Genomic DNA, 16,389 nt, shown 5'->3' with positions numbered 1-16,389 from the left:
CCAGTACAGGTCGCCATGGAAGCCTTACGTCGCCGCATCGAAACCCAGGTCATGAGCCTCACCGGGCTGGCCCTCGGCCAGCTCGACCTGGAGTCCCCCAAGGGTGACCCGGGCCTGTTCGGCCCGCAAAGCGTCAGCTGGCAAGTACATGGTGATTTCCCCAGCATGCTGATCGGCGGCATCAGCGCATTGATGCTGCAACTGCTGCATCCACTGGCACTGGCCGGGGTCTGGGATCACTCGAATTTTCGCGAAGACCTGCTCGGCCGTCTGCGCCGCACCAGTCAGTTCATCTCCGGTACGACCTTCGGCTCGACGCGAGATGCCGAATGGTTGATCGACAAGGTCCGCAGCATCCACCTCAAGGTGGTCGGCACCGCTCCCGACGGACGCCATTACGCGGCCAGCGACCCGGACCTGCTGACCTGGGTGCACGTGGCGGAGGTCAGCAGTTTTCTCGCCGCCCACCTGCGCTACTGCAACCCACGGCTGTCAGTGGCTGACCAGGATGCCTACTACGACGAGATCGCCTTGATCGCCGAGCGCCTGGGCGCCCGCAACGTCCCGCGTTCATGTCGTCAGGTAGACGACTATCTGCAGCACATGCGCCCACAACTGCAGTGCGATGCCCGCAGCCTGGAGGTGGTCGGCATACTGCTCGAAGCCCCGGCGCCCAGCCGGCTGGCAGAGCCCGTGGGCAAGCTGATGCTGCACGCGGGCATCGACTTGCTGCCCGATTGGGCCAGCGCCCTGCTCGGTCTGCACCAAGGTCCCCTGCAGCGTCGCATGGTGCGCCTGGGCGTGGAGCGTACAGCGCCCGTGTTGCGCTGGGCCATGCGCGACGGTTCGGCGCATCGCGCCCGGCGGCGGATGGGCTTGCTCTAAGAGTTCTCCGATGTATCGGAACTGATTTGACGTGCCATACTCCAAGCACCTCCGCTCGAGACAGACGACGCCGCACATGCCCAAAGGATTGAATCGCGCCATTGGCGCCTTGCTGGCCATCGTGGCCCTGTACAGCCTGCTTGGCTTCTTCATTCTTCCCGGTGTGGGCCTGCGCATCGCCAACCAGCAACTGGCGCAGTACGCCACCGTGCCGGCGCACCTGCAGCGTATCGAGTTCAACCCGTTCAGCCTTGAGCTGACGTTGTGGGGCCTGCAGATCGGCGAGCCGGGCAAGGAGCAGGTGGCCTTCGAACGCCTCTACGCCAACCTCTCCCTCGACAGCCTATGGAGCGGCGCCCTGCACTTGGACGCGGTAGAGCTGGACAAGCCGCGCACCGAGCTGCTGTTCGCCAAGGACGGCAGCCTCAACCTCAGTCAGCTGTTCAAGCTGCCGCCGAGCGAGCCGAAACCGGACGAGCCGCCGAGCGATCCGTTCCCGCTGCGGATCGCCAGCATCAAGCTCAACGAAGGCTACCTGCACTTCCAGGACCTGCGCCCGAGCGAACCCATCGAGTTCCTCTATGACTCGATGAACCTCGAACTGAAGAACCTCAGCACCTTGCCGGACGACAGCGCCGACATGACGCTGGTCGCCAACGGCCCCAATGGCGGGCGTATCGACTGGAGCGGCAACCTGAGCCTGTCGCCCATCACCTCCGAAGGCATGCTGAAGATCACCGACAGCAAGATGAAGCTGTTCTGGCCTTACGTACGTGATGCTGTACCGCTGGTGCTGGAAGACGGCGTCCTCAGCCTCGATACCCACTACAAACTGAACCTGTCCAAGGAAACCGAGCTGCTGCTCGATAACGCCTCCGTGCGCGTCGCGCCCTTCGCCATCAAGGCGCCCGATGGCCGCCCACTGGCGCGCCTGGCCAGCCTTGAGGTCAGCGAAACCTCCATCGACCTGGCCAAGCAGCTGGTGACCGTCGGCAAGATCCGTAGCGAAAAACTCGAAACCTGGGCAGCCCTCGAACGTGACGGTCAGCTCGACTGGCAGAAACTCTTCGCCAGTCAGCCCGCCAAAGCCACCCCCAAGGAAAAGGCCGAGCCCGCCACCGCAGCGCCGCCCCCCGAGGAAAACGCCGCCAAGCAGCCCAGCAAACCCTGGCAGGTTCTGCTCAAGGATGTTCAAGCACGCAACTACATGATTCACCTGGCCGACCGCAGCCAGAAAGAGCCCGTGGCACTCGATGTCGGGCCGCTCAACCTGGACATGCAAGGCTTTGACAGCCTCAACAAGTCGCCCTTCACGCTCAAGCTCGACACCGGCGTGGGCCGCCAAGGCAAGCTGCAGGCTGCCGGCCAGGTCAACCTGGCACCGGTCACCGCCAAGCTGGACGTCAGTACCCGCGACATCGACCTGCGCGTAGCCCAGGCCTACATCAGCCCGTTCATTCGCCTGGAGCTGCGCAGCGGCATGCTCGCCAGCGATCTCAAGGTCGACCTCAAGGGCACCGAGCCACTGGCCTTCAGCGTGGCGGGCAAGGCCCAGGTCAACCAGTTGCACACCCTCGACACGATCAAGGGGCGCGACTTCGTGAAATGGCAGCAGGTGAACGTCGATGGGCTGTCCTATGTGCACGGCGACGCCCTTTCGATCGACAAGGTCACCCTGTTGCAGCCCTACGCGCGCTTCATCATCAACGAAGACCGCACCACCAGTGTCGACGACCTTCTCATCCCGCAACCTGCTGACGCACCAACCGCCAGCCAAGCGAAACCGGCCACAGCCAGCAATGAAAAGCCGCTGGGCATCCGAATCGGCCAGATCGATATCAACGATGGCTCGGCCAACTTCGCCGACCTGACATTGACGCCCAACTTCGCCACCGCCGTACAGCAGTTGAACGGCCAGATCGGCACCATCGACAACCGCAAGCCGCTCCCGGCGAAAGTGGACGTCAAAGGCAAGGTCGATCGCTACGCGCCGGTGACCATCAAGGGCGCATTGAATCCGTTCGACCCGATGGCCAGCCTCGACATCGCCACCAGCTTCAAGCGCGTCGAACTGACCACCCTGACGCCCTACTCCGGCAAGTTCGCCGGGTTCCGCATCCGCAAGGGACGTCTGAATCTCGACCTGCACTATGTGATCACAAAGGGCCAGCTCAAGGCCGAGAACAAGGTCGTGGTGGAGCAACTGCAACTGGGTGAAAAAGTCGACAGCCCCGATGCCGTCGACCTGCCTATTCGCCTCGCTGTCGCGTTGCTCAAGGATACCGAGGGCAAGATCTCCATCGAGCTGCCTGTCACGGGCGATCTCAACAACCCGCAGTTCAGCGTCATGCCGATCGTCTGGCAAACCCTGCGCAACCTGGTGCTGCGTGCGGCGCAGGCGCCGTTCAAGTTCATCGGCGGATTGATTGCCGGTGGCGGTTCGGAGGATCTGGGCAACGTATCCTTCGCTCCCGGCTCCAGCGATCTCAGCAGCGAGGCCCAGTCGGCCCTGGACAAACTGGCCTCGGCCCTGCAACAGCGGCCGGAACTGCGCCTGGAGATCGAAGGGACCAGCGCACAGAGCAGCGACGGCCCATTGATCGCCCAACAGCGTCTGGAACGCGAATACCAGGCGACCTGGTACAAGATTCTGCAGCGGCGCGGTGACAAGGTGCCGGCCAATGCCTCGATGCTGGTGGTCGACGACAGCGACAAGCCGGCCATGCTCGAGGGCATCTACCGCACCCGTCTCAAGCAGCAGCCACCTGCAGAATGGGAAAAGCTCAGCCGCGAAGAGCGCACCACCAAGCTGCGCGAGGCAGTGATCAAATCCTGGGCCGAAAGCGCGGCCTTGCTGCGCAACCTCGGCCAGGACCGGGCGAGCAGCATCAAGGACTACCTGGTAGACAAGGGCAAGCTGGAGGATGACCGGGTGTACTTCATCGACACTACCTTGGGTCAGGCCGAGAGCGACGGGCGAGTAATCACACCGATGCATCTGGACGCAGAGTAATCCCTGAACACTTTCAGACGCGCAAAGAGAAAGCCCCGGCAGATGCCGGGGCTTTCTCTTTGGGTGGCCAGATCCTTCTGACCGGCGGGACAATCCTTATTCGGTTTTCAGCGCTTCAGCAGTTACGTCTTTCACGCCTTTGATCTTCTTGGTGATGTTCACCGCGGTTTCTTTCTGCGATGGGGTGACCTTCGTGTCCGAAGACAGGGAGACAACACCGTGGCTGGTTTCAACCTTGATATCGCTGCCTGGGATGCCTTTTTCGGTCAGCAGATCAGCCTTGACCTTGGTGGTGATCCAGGTGTCCGAGGTTTCTTGCTTGGCATCGGCCACCGGTTGGTTGGAAGCCAGCATCACTGGAGCTTGGGTAGCCTCTGCGGCGAATGCGCCGTTAGCCATCGACAGAGTCAGGGCGGTAGCAGTAGCGGCAGCAATGGCAAACTTCTTCATGTGGGTCACTCCTGTTTATTCGAAAGATCTGCGCCGTGGTTCCTGGCTGCAGGTATGAAGGTAGTTGCAGGGGCTGTGCCAGTTTTTCCGCTTCGCTTGATTCCTTTAAAAACAAAGAGTTACGGCATTTCACTTGTCAGGGAAATCGTGCAATTTGCAAGCCCGGCGAAAAACCTGCATGCAAGATGCAAGTCCAACAGGTTTTTCTGCGCGCATAAAAAAGGACCTCCGAGGAGGTCCTTTTTCAGTCATTGCCGATAAGGCTTAGACACCCGATGCCTTGGCAGCGGCGACGTCCTTGATCGACAGCTTGATACGGCCGCGGTTGTCCACGTCCAGTACCAGTACTTCGACTTCCTGGCCTTCTTTCAGCACGTCGGTGACCTTCTCTACACGCGCATCGCTGAGCATGGAGATGTGCACCAGACCGTCCTTGCCAGGCAGGATGTTGACGAAGGCGCCGAAGTCGACGATACGCTCGACCTTGCCGACGTAGATCTTGCCGATCTCGGCTTCTGCGGTGATACCCAGGATGCGCTGCTTGGCAGCATCTGCCGCTTCCTTGGTTTCGCCGAAGATCTTGATCGAGCCGTCGTCTTCGATGTCGATCGAAGCCTTGGTCTCTTCACAGATGGCGCGGATGGTGGCGCCGCCTTTACCGATGACGTCACGGATCTTGTCGGTGTCGATCTTCATCGCGATCATGGTCGGGGCGTTGGCCGACAGCTCGGTACGCGACTGACCGATGATCTGGTTCATCTGGCCGAGGATGTTCAGGCGAGCTTCCAGGGCCTGGCCCAGGGCGATCTCCATGATCTCTTCGGTGATGCCGTTGATCTTGATGTCCATCTGCAGCGCGGTGACGCCTTTGGCGGTACCGGCAACCTTGAAGTCCATGTCGCCCAGGTGGTCTTCGTCACCGAGGATGTCGGTCAGGATCGCGAACTTCTCGCCTTCCTTGACCAGGCCCATGGCGATACCGGCAACCGGCGCTTTCATCGGAACGCCAGCGTCCATCAGAGCCAGGGAAGCACCGCAGACCGAAGCCATGGAGCTCGAACCGTTGGATTCGGTGATTTCCGAAACGACGCGGATGGTGTACGGGAACACGTCAGCGGCAGGCAGCATGGCCTGAACCGAGCGACGAGCCAGACGGCCGTGACCGATCTCGCGACGGCCAGCACCGCCCATGCGACCACATTCGCCTACCGAGAACGGCGGGAAGTTGTAGTGCAGCATGAAGGGGTCTTTCTTCTCGCCTTCGAGAGTGTCCAGCAGCTGGGCGTCACGGGCGGTGCCGAGGGTGGCAACGACCAGGGCCTGGGTTTCACCACGGGTGAACAGTGCCGAACCGTGGGTCTTGGGCAGAACACCGACTTCGATGTTCAGCGGACGTACGGTCTTGGTGTCGCGACCGTCGATACGCGGCTTGCCGTTGACGATGTTTTCGCGAACGGTGCGGTACTCGATTTCGCCGAAGATGTCTTTGACTTCGCTCGCCGATGGCTGGCCTTCCTCACCGGAGAACTTGGCGACGGCCTGGTCGCGCAGCTCGCCCAGACGCGCGTAGCGGTCGGCCTTGACGGTGATGGTGTAGCCCTGGGATACGGCTTCACCGAACTCGGCGCGAATAGCGTCGAACAGTGCAGTGTTGGCAACGGCTGGTTTCCAGTCCCAGGTTGGTTTGCCGGCTTCGGCGGCCAGTTCCTTGACGGCCTTGATCACAGCCTGGAACTCGTCGTGGGCGAACAGCACGGCGCCCAGCATCTGGTCTTCGGTCAGCTCCTGGGCTTCCGATTCGACCATCAGTACGGCGTCGGAGGTACCGGCAACGACCATGTCCAGGCTCGAGGCAGCCAGTTGCTCGTAGGTCGGGTTAAGCAGGTAGCCGGTGCTTTCATGGAAGGCAACGCGGGCGGCGCCGATCGGGCCTTCGAACGGAATGCCGGAGATGGCCAGGGCAGCCGAGGTACCGATCATCGCAGCGATGTCCGGATCGGTCTTCTTGCTGGTGGAAACCACGGTGCAGACGACCTGCACTTCGTTCATGAAGCCTTCAGGGAAGAGCGGGCGGATCGGACGGTCGATCAGACGCGAGGTCAGGGTTTCTTTCTCGGAAGGACGGCCTTCACGCTTGAAGAAACCGCCAGGGATCTTGCCAGCGGCGTAGGTCTTTTCCTGATAGTGCACGGACAGCGGGAAGAAGCCCTTGCCTGGATCGGCTTGCTTGGCACCGACCACGGTCACCAGCACGGTGACATCGTTGTCGACGGTGACCAGCACGGCGCCGGTGGCCTGACGGGCAATGCGGCCCGTTTCGAGAGTGACGGTCGATTGACCGAACTGGAACGTCTTGATTACCGGGTTCACGGTTTCCTACCTTTTCAGTGGCTCTTGGGGGAACTGGGAAAACTGGGATCTTGCGAATTCTTGGGCGGAAGGGAGTGTCGACTCCGTTGACCGTCCAGATACAACACGAGGCTGGGAGCCTGGGCGTCTTGCGAAAAATTCGCTCGACGGCATCAGGCTGCCAACCTCGGAGATACGCGTGGCGTGTCCAAGGGTAGCGCTGACAAGCAGCGCTCCCCAAGCATGCGACACGCCATGCACACCACTGGCCAGTCCGCTATTAGCGACGCAGGCCCAGGCGACCGATCAGGGCGCTGTAACGAGTGGTGTCTTTGCCCTTCAGGTAATCCAGCAGCTTACGACGCTGGTTGACCATACGGATGAGACCACGACGGGAGTGGTGGTCTTTTTCGTTGGCCTTGAAGTGGCCTTGCAGCTTGTTGATGTTGGCGGTCAGCAGAGCAACCTGCACTTCCGGGCTACCGGTATCGCCGGCGGCTTGCTGGTAATCGGCAACGATCTGAGCTTTTTCTTCGACGCTGAGGGCCATTTGGCTTCTCCTGATAAACGGATCCCGCAAGCGGGGTCCAATAGGCCAGGGACTTGAATCCCTGTATTAATAAAAAGAGGTATGACCGTGCCTACTGACAGCCATCCTCGGTTCCCCAGCGCACGACCGAAGCCCTGCCCTGTGGTTTCGGTCATTCCGACCGAATCAGCCGACGCGGCGCAATGCGCCCGTCTTCGCTCACTTCACCGATACCGATGAAGCGACCATTGTGATCCTGTACCCGGACCATGCCGAACTGCGGCGCGTCCGGTGCTCGCACTGCCTGACCGTGCAGCCAGTAGAACGCGCTGTGCTCGGACAACAGCACCAGCGGCCAGTCCTGCAGCCCGCTGTCGGACGGCATGAGGAAGCGATCGAGTGCTTCGTTGCCGCCTTCGGCATGGGCCTGCTCGAGCTCCTCGAGCGTCACGGTCTGTGCCAGGGCGAAAGGCCCAGCCTGGGTGCGACGCAATTCTGCGACATAGGCACCACAGCCCAGCACCTCACCGATATCCTCGACCAACGTGCGGATATAGGTGCCTTTGCTGCAGCCGACCGAGAGGCGCGCACGGGTGCCTTCGCACTCGAGCAACTCCAAGCGGTTAATAGTAACAGAACGCGCCTCGCGCTCCACTACCTCTCCTGCACGCGCCAACTTGTAAAGCGGCTGGCCGTCACGCTTGAGCGCCGAGTACATCGGCGGCACCTGGCGGATTTCACCTCGAAAACGCGGGATCGCGGCTTCGATATCGGCGCGACCAACGGTCACCTCACGGGTCTGCAGCACCTCGCCTTCGGCGTCCGCGGTGCTGGTAGTCTGCCCCAGCTGCATGACGGTTTCGTAGCCCTTGTCGGAATCGAGCAGGTACTGCGAAAACTTGGTCGCCTCACCAAAGCACAGCGGCAAAACACCAGTGGCCAGTGGGTCGAGGCTGCCAGTATGGCCGGCCTTTTCTGCATTGAGCAACCAGCGGACCTTCTGCAACGCCGCATTGGAGGTGAACCCCAAGGGCTTGTCGAGCAGGATGATACCGCTGACGTTACGACGGATACGTTTGACCTGGGCCACCGCTTACTCCTTGGTGTCCAGCTCGTCGGCATCCTTGTGCAGGCGATCTTCGGCCACCGCACGTTCGATCAGTGCCGAGAGGTGAACACCCCGGCTGACACTTTCATCGAAGTGGAAATGCAGTTGTGGAACGCTGCGCAGTTGCATCGCCCGCCCGAGGTGCAGACGCAGGAAACTGGCGGCACTGTTGAGCGCCTTGAGGGTCTGGGGTACGGCGTCGGCGTCATCCTGGCCCATCACGGTGATGAAGACCTTGGCGTGACCGAGATCACGACTGACATCGACCGCGGTGATGGTCACCAGGCCCACACGTGGATCCTTGACTTCACGGCGGATCAGCTCGGCCAGCTCGCGCTGCATCTGGTCGCCGATGCGTTGGGTACGGCTATATTCTTTTGCCATTTTTGCTACCTGTATCTTAAAGCGGCAAACGCCCGGTCAGGCGGGTGTGCCTGACCGGGCGTTACCTTCAGAGGCCCAGCCAGCCGCCTTGCGACGGGGCCTGGGCCGCGCCCATCCCTTACAGGGTACGGGCAACCTGGACTTTCTCGAAGACTTCGATCTTGTCGCCGACCTTGACGTCGTTGTAGCTCTTGACGCCGATACCGCATTCCATGCCGTTACGCACTTCGGCGGCGTCGTCCTTGAAGCGACGCAGCGATTCCAGCTCGCCTTCGAAGATCACAACGTCCTCGCGCAGTACGCGGATCGGACGGTTGCGGTACACGGTACCTTCGATGACCATACAGCCAGCGATGGCGCCGAACTTCGGCGAACGGAACACATCACGCACTTCGGCGACACCCAGGATGTTCTCGCGAACATCGCTGCCGAGCATGCCGGTCAGGGCTTTCTTGACGTCTTCGATGATGTCGTAGATCACGTTGTAGTAACGCATATCCAGACCTTCCTGCTCGACGATCTTGCGCGCGCCGGCATCGGCACGCACGTTGAAGCCGAACAGTACTGCATTCGAAGCCAGCGCCAGGTTGGCATCGCTCTCGGTGATACCACCGACGCCGCCACCGATGACACGCACCTGAACTTCGTCGTTGCCCAGGCTGCCGAGCGAGCCCTGGAGTGCTTCCAGAGAGCCGCGCACGTCGGTCTTGAGGACGATGTTGAGGGTCTTCTTCTCTTCCTGACCCATGGTCTCGAAGATGTTTTCCAGTTTGCCGGCGTGAGCACGGGCCAGCTTGACCTCGCGGTACTTGCCTTGACGGAACAGGGCGACTTCACGTGCCTTCTTCTCGTCAGCGACCACGGACAGCTCGTCACCGGCTTCCGGGGTGCCATCCAGGCCGAGGATCTCGACCGGGATCGACGGGCCGGCTTCCTTCACAGGCTTGCCGTTCTCGTCGAGCATGGCACGTACGCGGCCATAGTTGGAGCCAACCAGAACCATGTCGCCCTGACGCAGCGTACCGTCCTGAACCAGGATGGTGGCTACCGGACCGCGGCCCTTGTCCAGACGCGACTCGACGACAACGCCACGACCAGGGGCGGTCGGGGTGGCGGTCAGTTCGAGAATCTCGGCCTGCAGCAGGACGGCCTCGAGGAGTTCGTCGACACCGGTACCCATCTTCGCCGAAACCTTGACGAACGGAGTGTCACCACCCCAGTCCTCGGAGGTCACGCCTTCGACGGCCAGTTCGTTGCGGATGCGATCGAGGTCGGCACCCGGCTTGTCGATCTTGTTCACCGCGACCACCAGCGGAACACCAGCAGCTTTCGCATGCTGAACGGCCTCACGGGTCTGTGGCATCACGCCGTCGTCCGCCGCCACCACCAGGATGACGATGTCGGTCGCCTTGGCACCGCGGGCACGCATTTGGGTAAACGCAGCGTGGCCCGGAGTATCGAGGAAGGTGACCATGCCGCGGTCGGTTTCCACGTGGTAGGCACCGATGTGCTGGGTGATACCACCGGCTTCGCCAGCGGCGACCTTGGCACGACGGATGTAGTCGAGCAGCGAGGTCTTGCCGTGGTCGACGTGGCCCATGACGGTCACGACCGGCGCGCGGGACTCGACTTCACCTTCGAACTTCAGCGATTCGGCCAGGGAGTCTTCCAGGGCGGTATCGCTGACCAGGGTGACCTTGTGGCCCAGCTCTTCGGCGACCAACTGAGCGGTCTCCTGGTCAAGCACCTGGTTGATGGTGACCGGAGTACCCAGCTTGAACATGAACTTGACGACTTCGGCAGCCTTGACCGACATCTGCTGAGCCAGCTCGGAGACGGTGATGGTCTCGCCGATGCTGACATCACGGATGACCGGACCAGTCGGGCTCTGGAAGCCGTGCTGGTTGCGCTTCTTCAGTTTGCTCTTGCCGCCACGGCCACGACGCGCGCCATCGCTCTCTTCGTCAGTGGTGCGCGGTGCAGCGCGCGGAGTCGGAGCTTTTTCCTTCTCCTTGACCTTGACCTTGATCGAAACGCGAGGGGCTTCGCCACGACGTTCGCCACCAGCGCCACGACGATCGTCGTCACGGGTGCGGTTTTCGTTGCGACGGTTCTCGTCCTTCTTGCGCTCGGCGGCACGTGCGGCGGCGTCATCGGACACCGGGGCATCAGCCACTACAGGCTCGGCAGCAGCCGGAGCCGGCTCGGCACGTGGCGCAGGCGCCACAACCGGAGCTTCGGCGGCCTGACGGCGAGCCTGCTCTTCGTTACGCTGGCGAGTCTCGGCCTCGACCTTCTCACGCGCAGCATTCTCAGCGGCACGGCGCTCTTCAGCCTCACGCTTCTGCTCGGCCTGGATCTCTTCCGGGCTGCGCTGCACGAATACTTTCTTCTTGCGTACTTCTACGCTGATGCTCTTGCTACCGGCGACACGCAGGGTGCTGGTGGTCTTGCGCTGCAAGGTAATCTTGCGTGGCTCTTCCGCCTTGCTCTTGTGGCTGCTCTTCAGATGAGTCAGCAGAACCTGCTTCTCATTGTCGGTCACTACCTGACCGGCGTCGGTGTGCGGCAGACCTGCCTCACGCATCTGCTGCAGCAGGCGCTCTACCGGTGCCTCGACCTCTTGGGCCAGTTCTTTCACCGTGACTTGCGTCATGCACTTCTCTCCTCAGGCCGCGCCTAATTACTCGAACCAGTGGGCTCGGGCGGCCATGATCAACTTGCCGGCACGCTCTTCGTCGATGCCGTCGATGTCGAGCAGGTCGTCGATCGACTGCTCGGCCAGGTCTTCGCGGTTAACCACGCCGCGCACCGCCAGTTCCGCCGCCAGATCCTTGTCCATGCCCTCGAGGGAGAGCAGGTCTTCGGCCGGATGGGCGTCTGCCAGTTTTTCTTCGGTAGCGATGGCTTTGGTCAACAAACGGTCCTTGGCACGAGCACGCAACTCGTTGACGATTTCCTCGTCGAAGCCATCGATGTTGAGCATTTCTTCCAACGGTACGTAAGCAATTTCTTCGAGGCTGGTGAAGCCTTCGTCGACCAGCACCTGTGCCAGCTCTTCGTCGACTTCCAGTTCCTCGATGAAGTTACGCAGGATGTCACCTGTTTCAGCTTGCTGCTTGGCCTGGATATCCTTCTCGGTCATCACGTTCAGGGTCCAGCCAGTCAGCTGACTGGCCAGGCGAACGTTCTGACCGCCGCGGCCGATGGCCTGCGCCAGGTTGTCCTCGGCAACGGCGATGTCCATTGCGTGGGCATCCTCGTCAACGATGATCGCCGCGACTTCGGCCGGCGACATGGCGTTGATGACGAACTGCGCCGGGTTCTCGTCCCACAGGACGATATCCACACGCTCACCACCCAACTCACCGGAGACTGCCTGGACGCGCGAACCCCGCATGCCGATGCAGGCGCCTTGAGGATCGATACGCTTGTCCTTGGAACGCACGGCGATCTTGGCACGCGAACCCGGATCACGGGATGCTGCCATCACCTCGATCAGGCCCTCGGCGATTTCCGGCACTTCGATGCGGAACAGCTCGATCAGCATCTGCGGTGCGGTACGCGACAGGATCAACTGCGGGCCACGGTTCTCGGTGCGAATTTCCTTGAGCAGTGCACGCAGGCGCACACCGACGCGGAAAGTCTCACGCGGGATGATGTCTTCGCGAGCCAGCAGCGCCTCGGCATTGTTGCCCAGGTCGACGATGACGTTGTCGCGAGTGACCTTCTTGACGGTGCCGGAGATGATCTCGCCGACACGCTCGCGGTAGGCGTCGACCACTTGGGCGCGCTCGGCCTCGCGAACCTTCTGCACGATGACCTGCTTCGCAGTCTGGGCGGCGATACGACCGAACTCGATGGACTCGATCTTCTCCTCGATCACGTCGCCAATCTTGGCGTCCGGATGAGAGTCCTTGATCTTGTCCAGCCAGGTTTCGATCGCCGGATCGTCCAGGTCGTTTTCGTCGACCACGGTCCAGCGACGGAAGGTCTCGTAGCTACCGGTGTGGCGGTTGATTTCCACACGCAGATCGACTTCGTCTTCAAAACGTTTTTTGGTTGCAGTAGCCAGGGCCACTTCCAGCGCTTCGAAAATGACGCCGGGTGGTACACCCTTTTCGTTGGATACCGATTCAACAACCAGCAGTACTTCTTTGCTCATCGTACGCCTCGCCTTGCGCAAGCCATTAGGCCCGGAATGTCCGCCGGGCCCGGCACGTCTCAGTCAAAACTGGGAATAATATTGGCCTTGTCGATCGAGTCGATCGGCAGCAGGAATTCGTTGGTATCCACCTGGATCACCACGTCCTGATCCTCCACACCGCGGAGAAGGCCCTGGAAGTTACGACGACCCTCGAAGGGCGTACGCAGCTTGATCTTCACTTGCTCGCCCGCATGCGAAGCAAACTGTTCCAGTGTGAACAGCGGGCGATCCATGCCTGGAGAGGACACCTCGAGGGTGTATTCACTGCTGATCGGATCTTCCACATCAAGAATGGCGCTGGCCTGACGGCTGACCGCTTCGCAGTCGTCCACCAGGATGCCGTCTTCCTTGTCGATATAGATGCGTAGTACCGAATGCTTACCCTGGGAAACGTATTCGATCCCCCAGCACTGATAGCCCAGACCCTCGACAACCGGGGCCAACAAGGCCTGCAACTGTTCTAGCTTGCTCGACACCTGAACCCCCTCGTGCATGCTGTGCAAATAAAAAATGGGCGAAGCGCCCATCCCTGAAAGCGCCGTTGAACAACGACGCGAAGAACTGTTCAGCTAGCAAAAAGCCCCTGAAAAGGGGCTCCGCTGAAGCTGGTTGCGGGGGCTGGATTTGAACCAACGACCTTCGGGTTATGAGCCCGACGAGCTACCAAGCTGCTCCACCCCGCGACAAAGCTGGGGCGAAAGTATAAGACCGAACCCTGTGCAGGGTCAATCCGACCTCCACCTGCAAGAAAGCCCGCTAAAGCGGGCTCTCATGCTTCAATTGGTACCGAGAAGGGGACTCGAACCCCTACACCCTATGGGCACAACCACCTCAAGGTTGCGTGTCTACCAATTCCACCACCTCGGCAATATTACATCTTGAAACCCGTTACTTCTGCTCTTCGGTAGGAGGAGGGACGTCACCTTTTGGGGCGGCTTCACTCTTCTGTTCCTGGAGCACCGGTACATCATCATTTACTGCCGGCTTTTGCTCTTTAACTTCCAGCACTGCTGGATCTGGCAAACCGGCTTGAGTCAGCTGGTGTGCCTGCTGCTTGGCGAAGTATCCTAACCCAAGTGCAGTCAAAAAGAAAGTGGCGGCAAGTATAGCAGTAAATTTACTCAGGAAGGTAGCAGAACCTTGGCTTCCGAACACAGTATTTGAAGCACCTGCGCCGAAAGATGCACCTGCTTCCGCACCTTTACCCTGTTGCATCAGAACCAGCGCTACCAGCGCCAGTGCAGCCAACAGATGAAAAACAACTACGACTGTTTCCAGCATATGTTCAGTTTCCTGCGGCGCGACAAATTGCACCGAATTCGTCTGCGTTCAGGGATGCTCCACCAATGAGCCCCCCATCAATATCCGGCATGCCGAACAGTTCGGCCGCATTGGCCGCCTTCACGCTACCGCCGTAGAGAAGTTGCACATTCGCTGCAACTTCGGCGTCCAGCGCCTTCAGCTGCGCACGGATGGCAGCGTGCACATCCTGGGCTTGCTGAGGCGAGGCCGTCAAACCAGTGCCAATGGCCCATACAGGCTCATAGGCAATTACTGCATTGGCAAAAGCCTTGATACCGAATGCATCGATAACACTGCTTAGTTGACGCCCGACAACTTCGAGCGTCTTGCCAGCCTCGCGTTCCTCGAGGGTTTCCCCTACGCAGAGCACCGGCTTCAAACCACTTGCCTGTGCGGCTGCAAACTTGCGATTCAGCACTTCGTCCGTTTCACCAATAATCTGGCGACGCTCCGAATGGCCAATCAACACCAACTTGCAACCGACTTCAGCCAACTGACTAGGTGCAACTTCACCTGTCAGCGCACCCTGTTCGGGCTGTACTGCAGAATTCTGTGCTCCAACGATGATTCCCTTGCCGCTCAACTCATCAATGACTTGATTGATGAACAGCGACGGCGGAAACACCGCAACTTCGACACCACCAGGAAGAACCAGATTACTCAGGCTCAGGCTCAGCTCAGCGACGCTGGCGCGGGTACCGTGCATCTTCCAGTTACCAGCTACCATGGGGCGACGCATGCTCTACCTCGTCGGTCAAAGTGGGCGCAGATCTTACCCAACCAGAATCGCGCTGGCAAGCGTCTTTCAGGCACAAACTTCTGCAACGACCTTGGCCAAGGCTTCGGCGTGGCCGCGCACCTGACTTTCGTCGTCCCCCTCGACCATCACCCGCAGCAGCGGCTCGGTCCCGGACTTGCGCAGCAGCACACGGCCACGGCCAGCCATCGCCTCGGTGACCTTGGCGCTGGCTTCCTGCACGGCAGGATTTTCCAGCGGATCGGCACTACCGGCGGCATAACGGACATTGATCAGTACCTGCGGGCATTTGCGAATCGCCTGACGTGCCTGGGCAAGGTTTTCGCCACGACGCTTGAGCGCCATCAACACCTGCAGTGCCGCAATGATCGCGTCGCCTGTGGTGGTGTGGTTGCAGCACACCACATGGCCGGAGTTCTCACCACCGAGCAGCCATTCGCGTTCAAGCAGCTCGGCCATGACATAGCGGTCACCGACCTTGGCGCGTGCGAATGGAATGTCGAGGTCCTTGAGCGCCAGCTCCAGGCCCAAGTTACTCATGAGCGTGCCAACTACCCCGCCCTGCAGCTTGCCTCGCTCCTGGAGGTCGCGGGCAATGATGAACAGCAACTCGTCACCGTCGACGATCGCTCCCGTATGATCGACCATCAGCACCCGGTCGCCATCGCCATCGAAGGCGATACCCAGGTCGGCATGCCCCACCAGCACGGCAGCCTGCAGCGACTCGATATGCGTGGAACCACAGCCCTCGTTGATGTTCAAGCCATCAGGCTGGGCATGCAGTACAGTGACATCCGCACCCAATTCGCGGAACACGCTCGGAGCGACCTTGTAGGTGGCACCATGGGCGCAATCGACGACCAGCTTGAGGCCAGCGAAATCAGTGCTGCTGGGCACGCTGCTCTTGCAGAACTCGATGTAGCGACCGGCAGCGTCGTTGATGCGAGAAACCTTGCCCAGTTTGCTCGACTCGACCACATTCATCGGCTGATCGAGCAGTTCCTCGATCATCAGCTCGACCTCGTCTGGCAGCTTGGTGCCGTTGCCCGAGAAGAACTTGATGCCGTTGTCATCATGCGGATTGTGCGAGGCACTGATGACGATACCCGCTTCAGCATGGAAGGTGCGAGTCAGGTAGGCGATGGCCGGAGTCGGCATCGGCCCGAGGAGCATCACGTCAGCGCCGGCAGCCGAGAGGCCAGCCTCCAGAGCCGACTCGAACATGTAGCCGGAGATACGGGTATCCTTGCCCACCAGAACGCGGCAATTGCCCTGCTTGCGGAAGGCCATGCCCGCCGCCCAGCCGAGCTTCAGCATGAAGTCGGGAGTAATTGGATATTCGCCAACGCGACCACGGATACCATCGGTACCAAAGTATTTTCTGCTCATAGAAACTCCAAACGTT

Annotated in this window: 13 protein-coding genes and 2 tRNA genes; 2 read left to right on the top strand and 13 right to left on the bottom strand. The window is 60.6% G+C overall.

Features of this window, described 5'->3' with window-relative positions:
- Window positions 1-15: 15 nt before the first annotated feature.
- Both F6X62_RS20150 and F6X62_RS20145 read left to right on the top strand, forming a co-directional pair.
- Window positions 16-885 (top strand): oxygenase MpaB family protein, encoded by an 870-nt coding sequence (locus F6X62_RS20150; RefSeq protein ID WP_153774506.1) that lies wholly within the window; start codon window positions 16-18, stop codon window positions 883-885.
- A 76-nt stretch (window positions 886-961) separates the two neighbouring features.
- Window positions 962-3,898 (top strand): DUF748 domain-containing protein, encoded by a 2,937-nt coding sequence (locus F6X62_RS20145; RefSeq protein ID WP_153774505.1) that lies wholly within the window; start codon window positions 962-964, stop codon window positions 3,896-3,898.
- A 96-nt stretch (window positions 3,899-3,994) separates the two neighbouring features.
- Here F6X62_RS20145 and F6X62_RS20140 read toward each other — a convergent pair whose 3' ends face one another.
- The 13 genes from F6X62_RS20140 to glmM form a co-directional block, all read right to left on the bottom strand.
- Window positions 3,995-4,348 carry a BON domain-containing protein gene (locus F6X62_RS20140; RefSeq protein WP_054892607.1) on the bottom strand — a complete coding sequence of 118 codons (354 nt, stop codon included), beginning with the start codon at window positions 4,346-4,348 and terminating at the stop codon, window positions 3,995-3,997.
- 264 nt (window positions 4,349-4,612) lie between these two features.
- Complete coding sequence (gene pnp, locus F6X62_RS20135; protein ID WP_065861582.1) at window positions 4,613-6,718, bottom strand: polyribonucleotide nucleotidyltransferase; 2,106 nt, start codon at window positions 6,716-6,718, stop codon at window positions 4,613-4,615.
- Between the two features lie 259 nt (window positions 6,719-6,977).
- Window positions 6,978-7,247, bottom strand: a complete 270-nt coding sequence (gene rpsO, locus F6X62_RS20130) for a 30S ribosomal protein S15 (RefSeq protein WP_029613930.1) — start codon at window positions 7,245-7,247, stop codon at window positions 6,978-6,980.
- 151 nt (window positions 7,248-7,398) lie between these two features.
- The gene (gene truB, locus F6X62_RS20125) at window positions 7,399-8,316 is read right to left on the bottom strand and encodes a tRNA pseudouridine(55) synthase TruB (RefSeq protein WP_065861581.1); all 918 of its coding nucleotides are present in this window, start codon (window positions 8,314-8,316) and stop codon (window positions 7,399-7,401) included.
- Window positions 8,317-8,319: 3 nt separating this feature from the next.
- The gene (rbfA, locus tag F6X62_RS20120; RefSeq protein WP_054892610.1) at window positions 8,320-8,718 is read right to left on the bottom strand and encodes a 30S ribosome-binding factor RbfA; all 399 of its coding nucleotides are present in this window, start codon (window positions 8,716-8,718) and stop codon (window positions 8,320-8,322) included.
- 118 nt (window positions 8,719-8,836) lie between these two features.
- Complete coding sequence (gene infB, locus F6X62_RS20115) at window positions 8,837-11,374, bottom strand: translation initiation factor IF-2 (protein ID WP_153774504.1); 2,538 nt, start codon at window positions 11,372-11,374, stop codon at window positions 8,837-8,839.
- 27 nt (window positions 11,375-11,401) lie between these two features.
- Window positions 11,402-12,883: a transcription termination factor NusA gene (gene nusA, locus F6X62_RS20110; RefSeq protein ID WP_054892612.1), complete on the bottom strand. Its 1,482-nt coding sequence runs from the start codon at window positions 12,881-12,883 to the stop codon at window positions 11,402-11,404.
- A 59-nt stretch (window positions 12,884-12,942) separates the two neighbouring features.
- Complete coding sequence (gene rimP / locus F6X62_RS20105) at window positions 12,943-13,401, bottom strand: ribosome maturation factor RimP (RefSeq protein ID WP_054892673.1); 459 nt, start codon at window positions 13,399-13,401, stop codon at window positions 12,943-12,945.
- 130 nt (window positions 13,402-13,531) lie between these two features.
- Window positions 13,532-13,608 (bottom strand) — tRNA-Met (locus tag F6X62_RS20100).
- A 98-nt stretch (window positions 13,609-13,706) separates the two neighbouring features.
- Window positions 13,707-13,792, bottom strand: a tRNA-Leu gene (locus tag F6X62_RS20095).
- 21 nt (window positions 13,793-13,813) lie between these two features.
- A complete protein-coding gene (gene secG / locus F6X62_RS20090; protein WP_054892613.1) occupies window positions 13,814-14,206 on the bottom strand; it encodes a preprotein translocase subunit SecG in 393 nt (130 codons plus the stop codon).
- Between the two features lie 4 nt (window positions 14,207-14,210).
- Window positions 14,211-14,966, bottom strand: coding sequence for a triose-phosphate isomerase (gene tpiA, locus F6X62_RS20085; RefSeq protein WP_153774503.1), 756 nt, complete (start codon window positions 14,964-14,966; stop codon window positions 14,211-14,213).
- Window positions 14,967-15,032: 66 nt separating this feature from the next.
- On the bottom strand, window positions 15,033-16,373 hold the full coding sequence (gene glmM / locus F6X62_RS20080) for a phosphoglucosamine mutase (RefSeq protein WP_054892615.1): 1,341 nt from the start codon (window positions 16,371-16,373) through the stop codon (window positions 15,033-15,035).
- Window positions 16,374-16,389: the final 16 nt, after the last annotated feature.

This window comes from Pseudomonas sp. MNR3A, from assembly GCF_009650575.1.
GTDB classification, from domain to species: domain Bacteria; phylum Pseudomonadota; class Gammaproteobacteria; order Pseudomonadales; family Pseudomonadaceae; genus Aquipseudomonas; species Aquipseudomonas machongensis.
Note: the sequence above shows the minus strand (reverse complement) of the source record. Positions and strands in the feature narration are given on the sequence as shown.

Coding starts and splice junctions, on each gene's coding strand:
- rpsO (WP_029613930.1), bottom strand. CDS start 7,247: ATGGCCCTCAGCGTCGAAGAAAAAGCTCAGATCGTTGCCGATTACCAG.
- infB (WP_153774504.1), bottom strand. CDS start 11,374: ATGACGCAAGTCACGGTGAAAGAACTGGCCCAAGAGGTCGAGGCACCG.
- F6X62_RS20150 (WP_153774506.1), top strand. CDS start 16: ATGGAAGCCTTACGTCGCCGCATCGAAACCCAGGTCATGAGCCTCACC.
- F6X62_RS20140 (WP_054892607.1), bottom strand. CDS start 4,348: ATGAAGAAGTTTGCCATTGCTGCCGCTACTGCTACCGCCCTGACTCTG.
- secG (WP_054892613.1), bottom strand. CDS start 14,206: ATGCTGGAAACAGTCGTAGTTGTTTTTCATCTGTTGGCTGCACTGGCG.
- glmM (WP_054892615.1), bottom strand. CDS start 16,373: ATGAGCAGAAAATACTTTGGTACCGATGGTATCCGTGGTCGCGTTGGC.
- tpiA (WP_153774503.1), bottom strand. CDS start 14,966: ATGCGTCGCCCCATGGTAGCTGGTAACTGGAAGATGCACGGTACCCGC.
- nusA (WP_054892612.1), bottom strand. CDS start 12,883: ATGAGCAAAGAAGTACTGCTGGTTGTTGAATCGGTATCCAACGAAAAG.
- rbfA (WP_054892610.1), bottom strand. CDS start 8,718: ATGGCAAAAGAATATAGCCGTACCCAACGCATCGGCGACCAGATGCAG.
- F6X62_RS20145 (WP_153774505.1), top strand. CDS start 962: ATGCCCAAAGGATTGAATCGCGCCATTGGCGCCTTGCTGGCCATCGTG.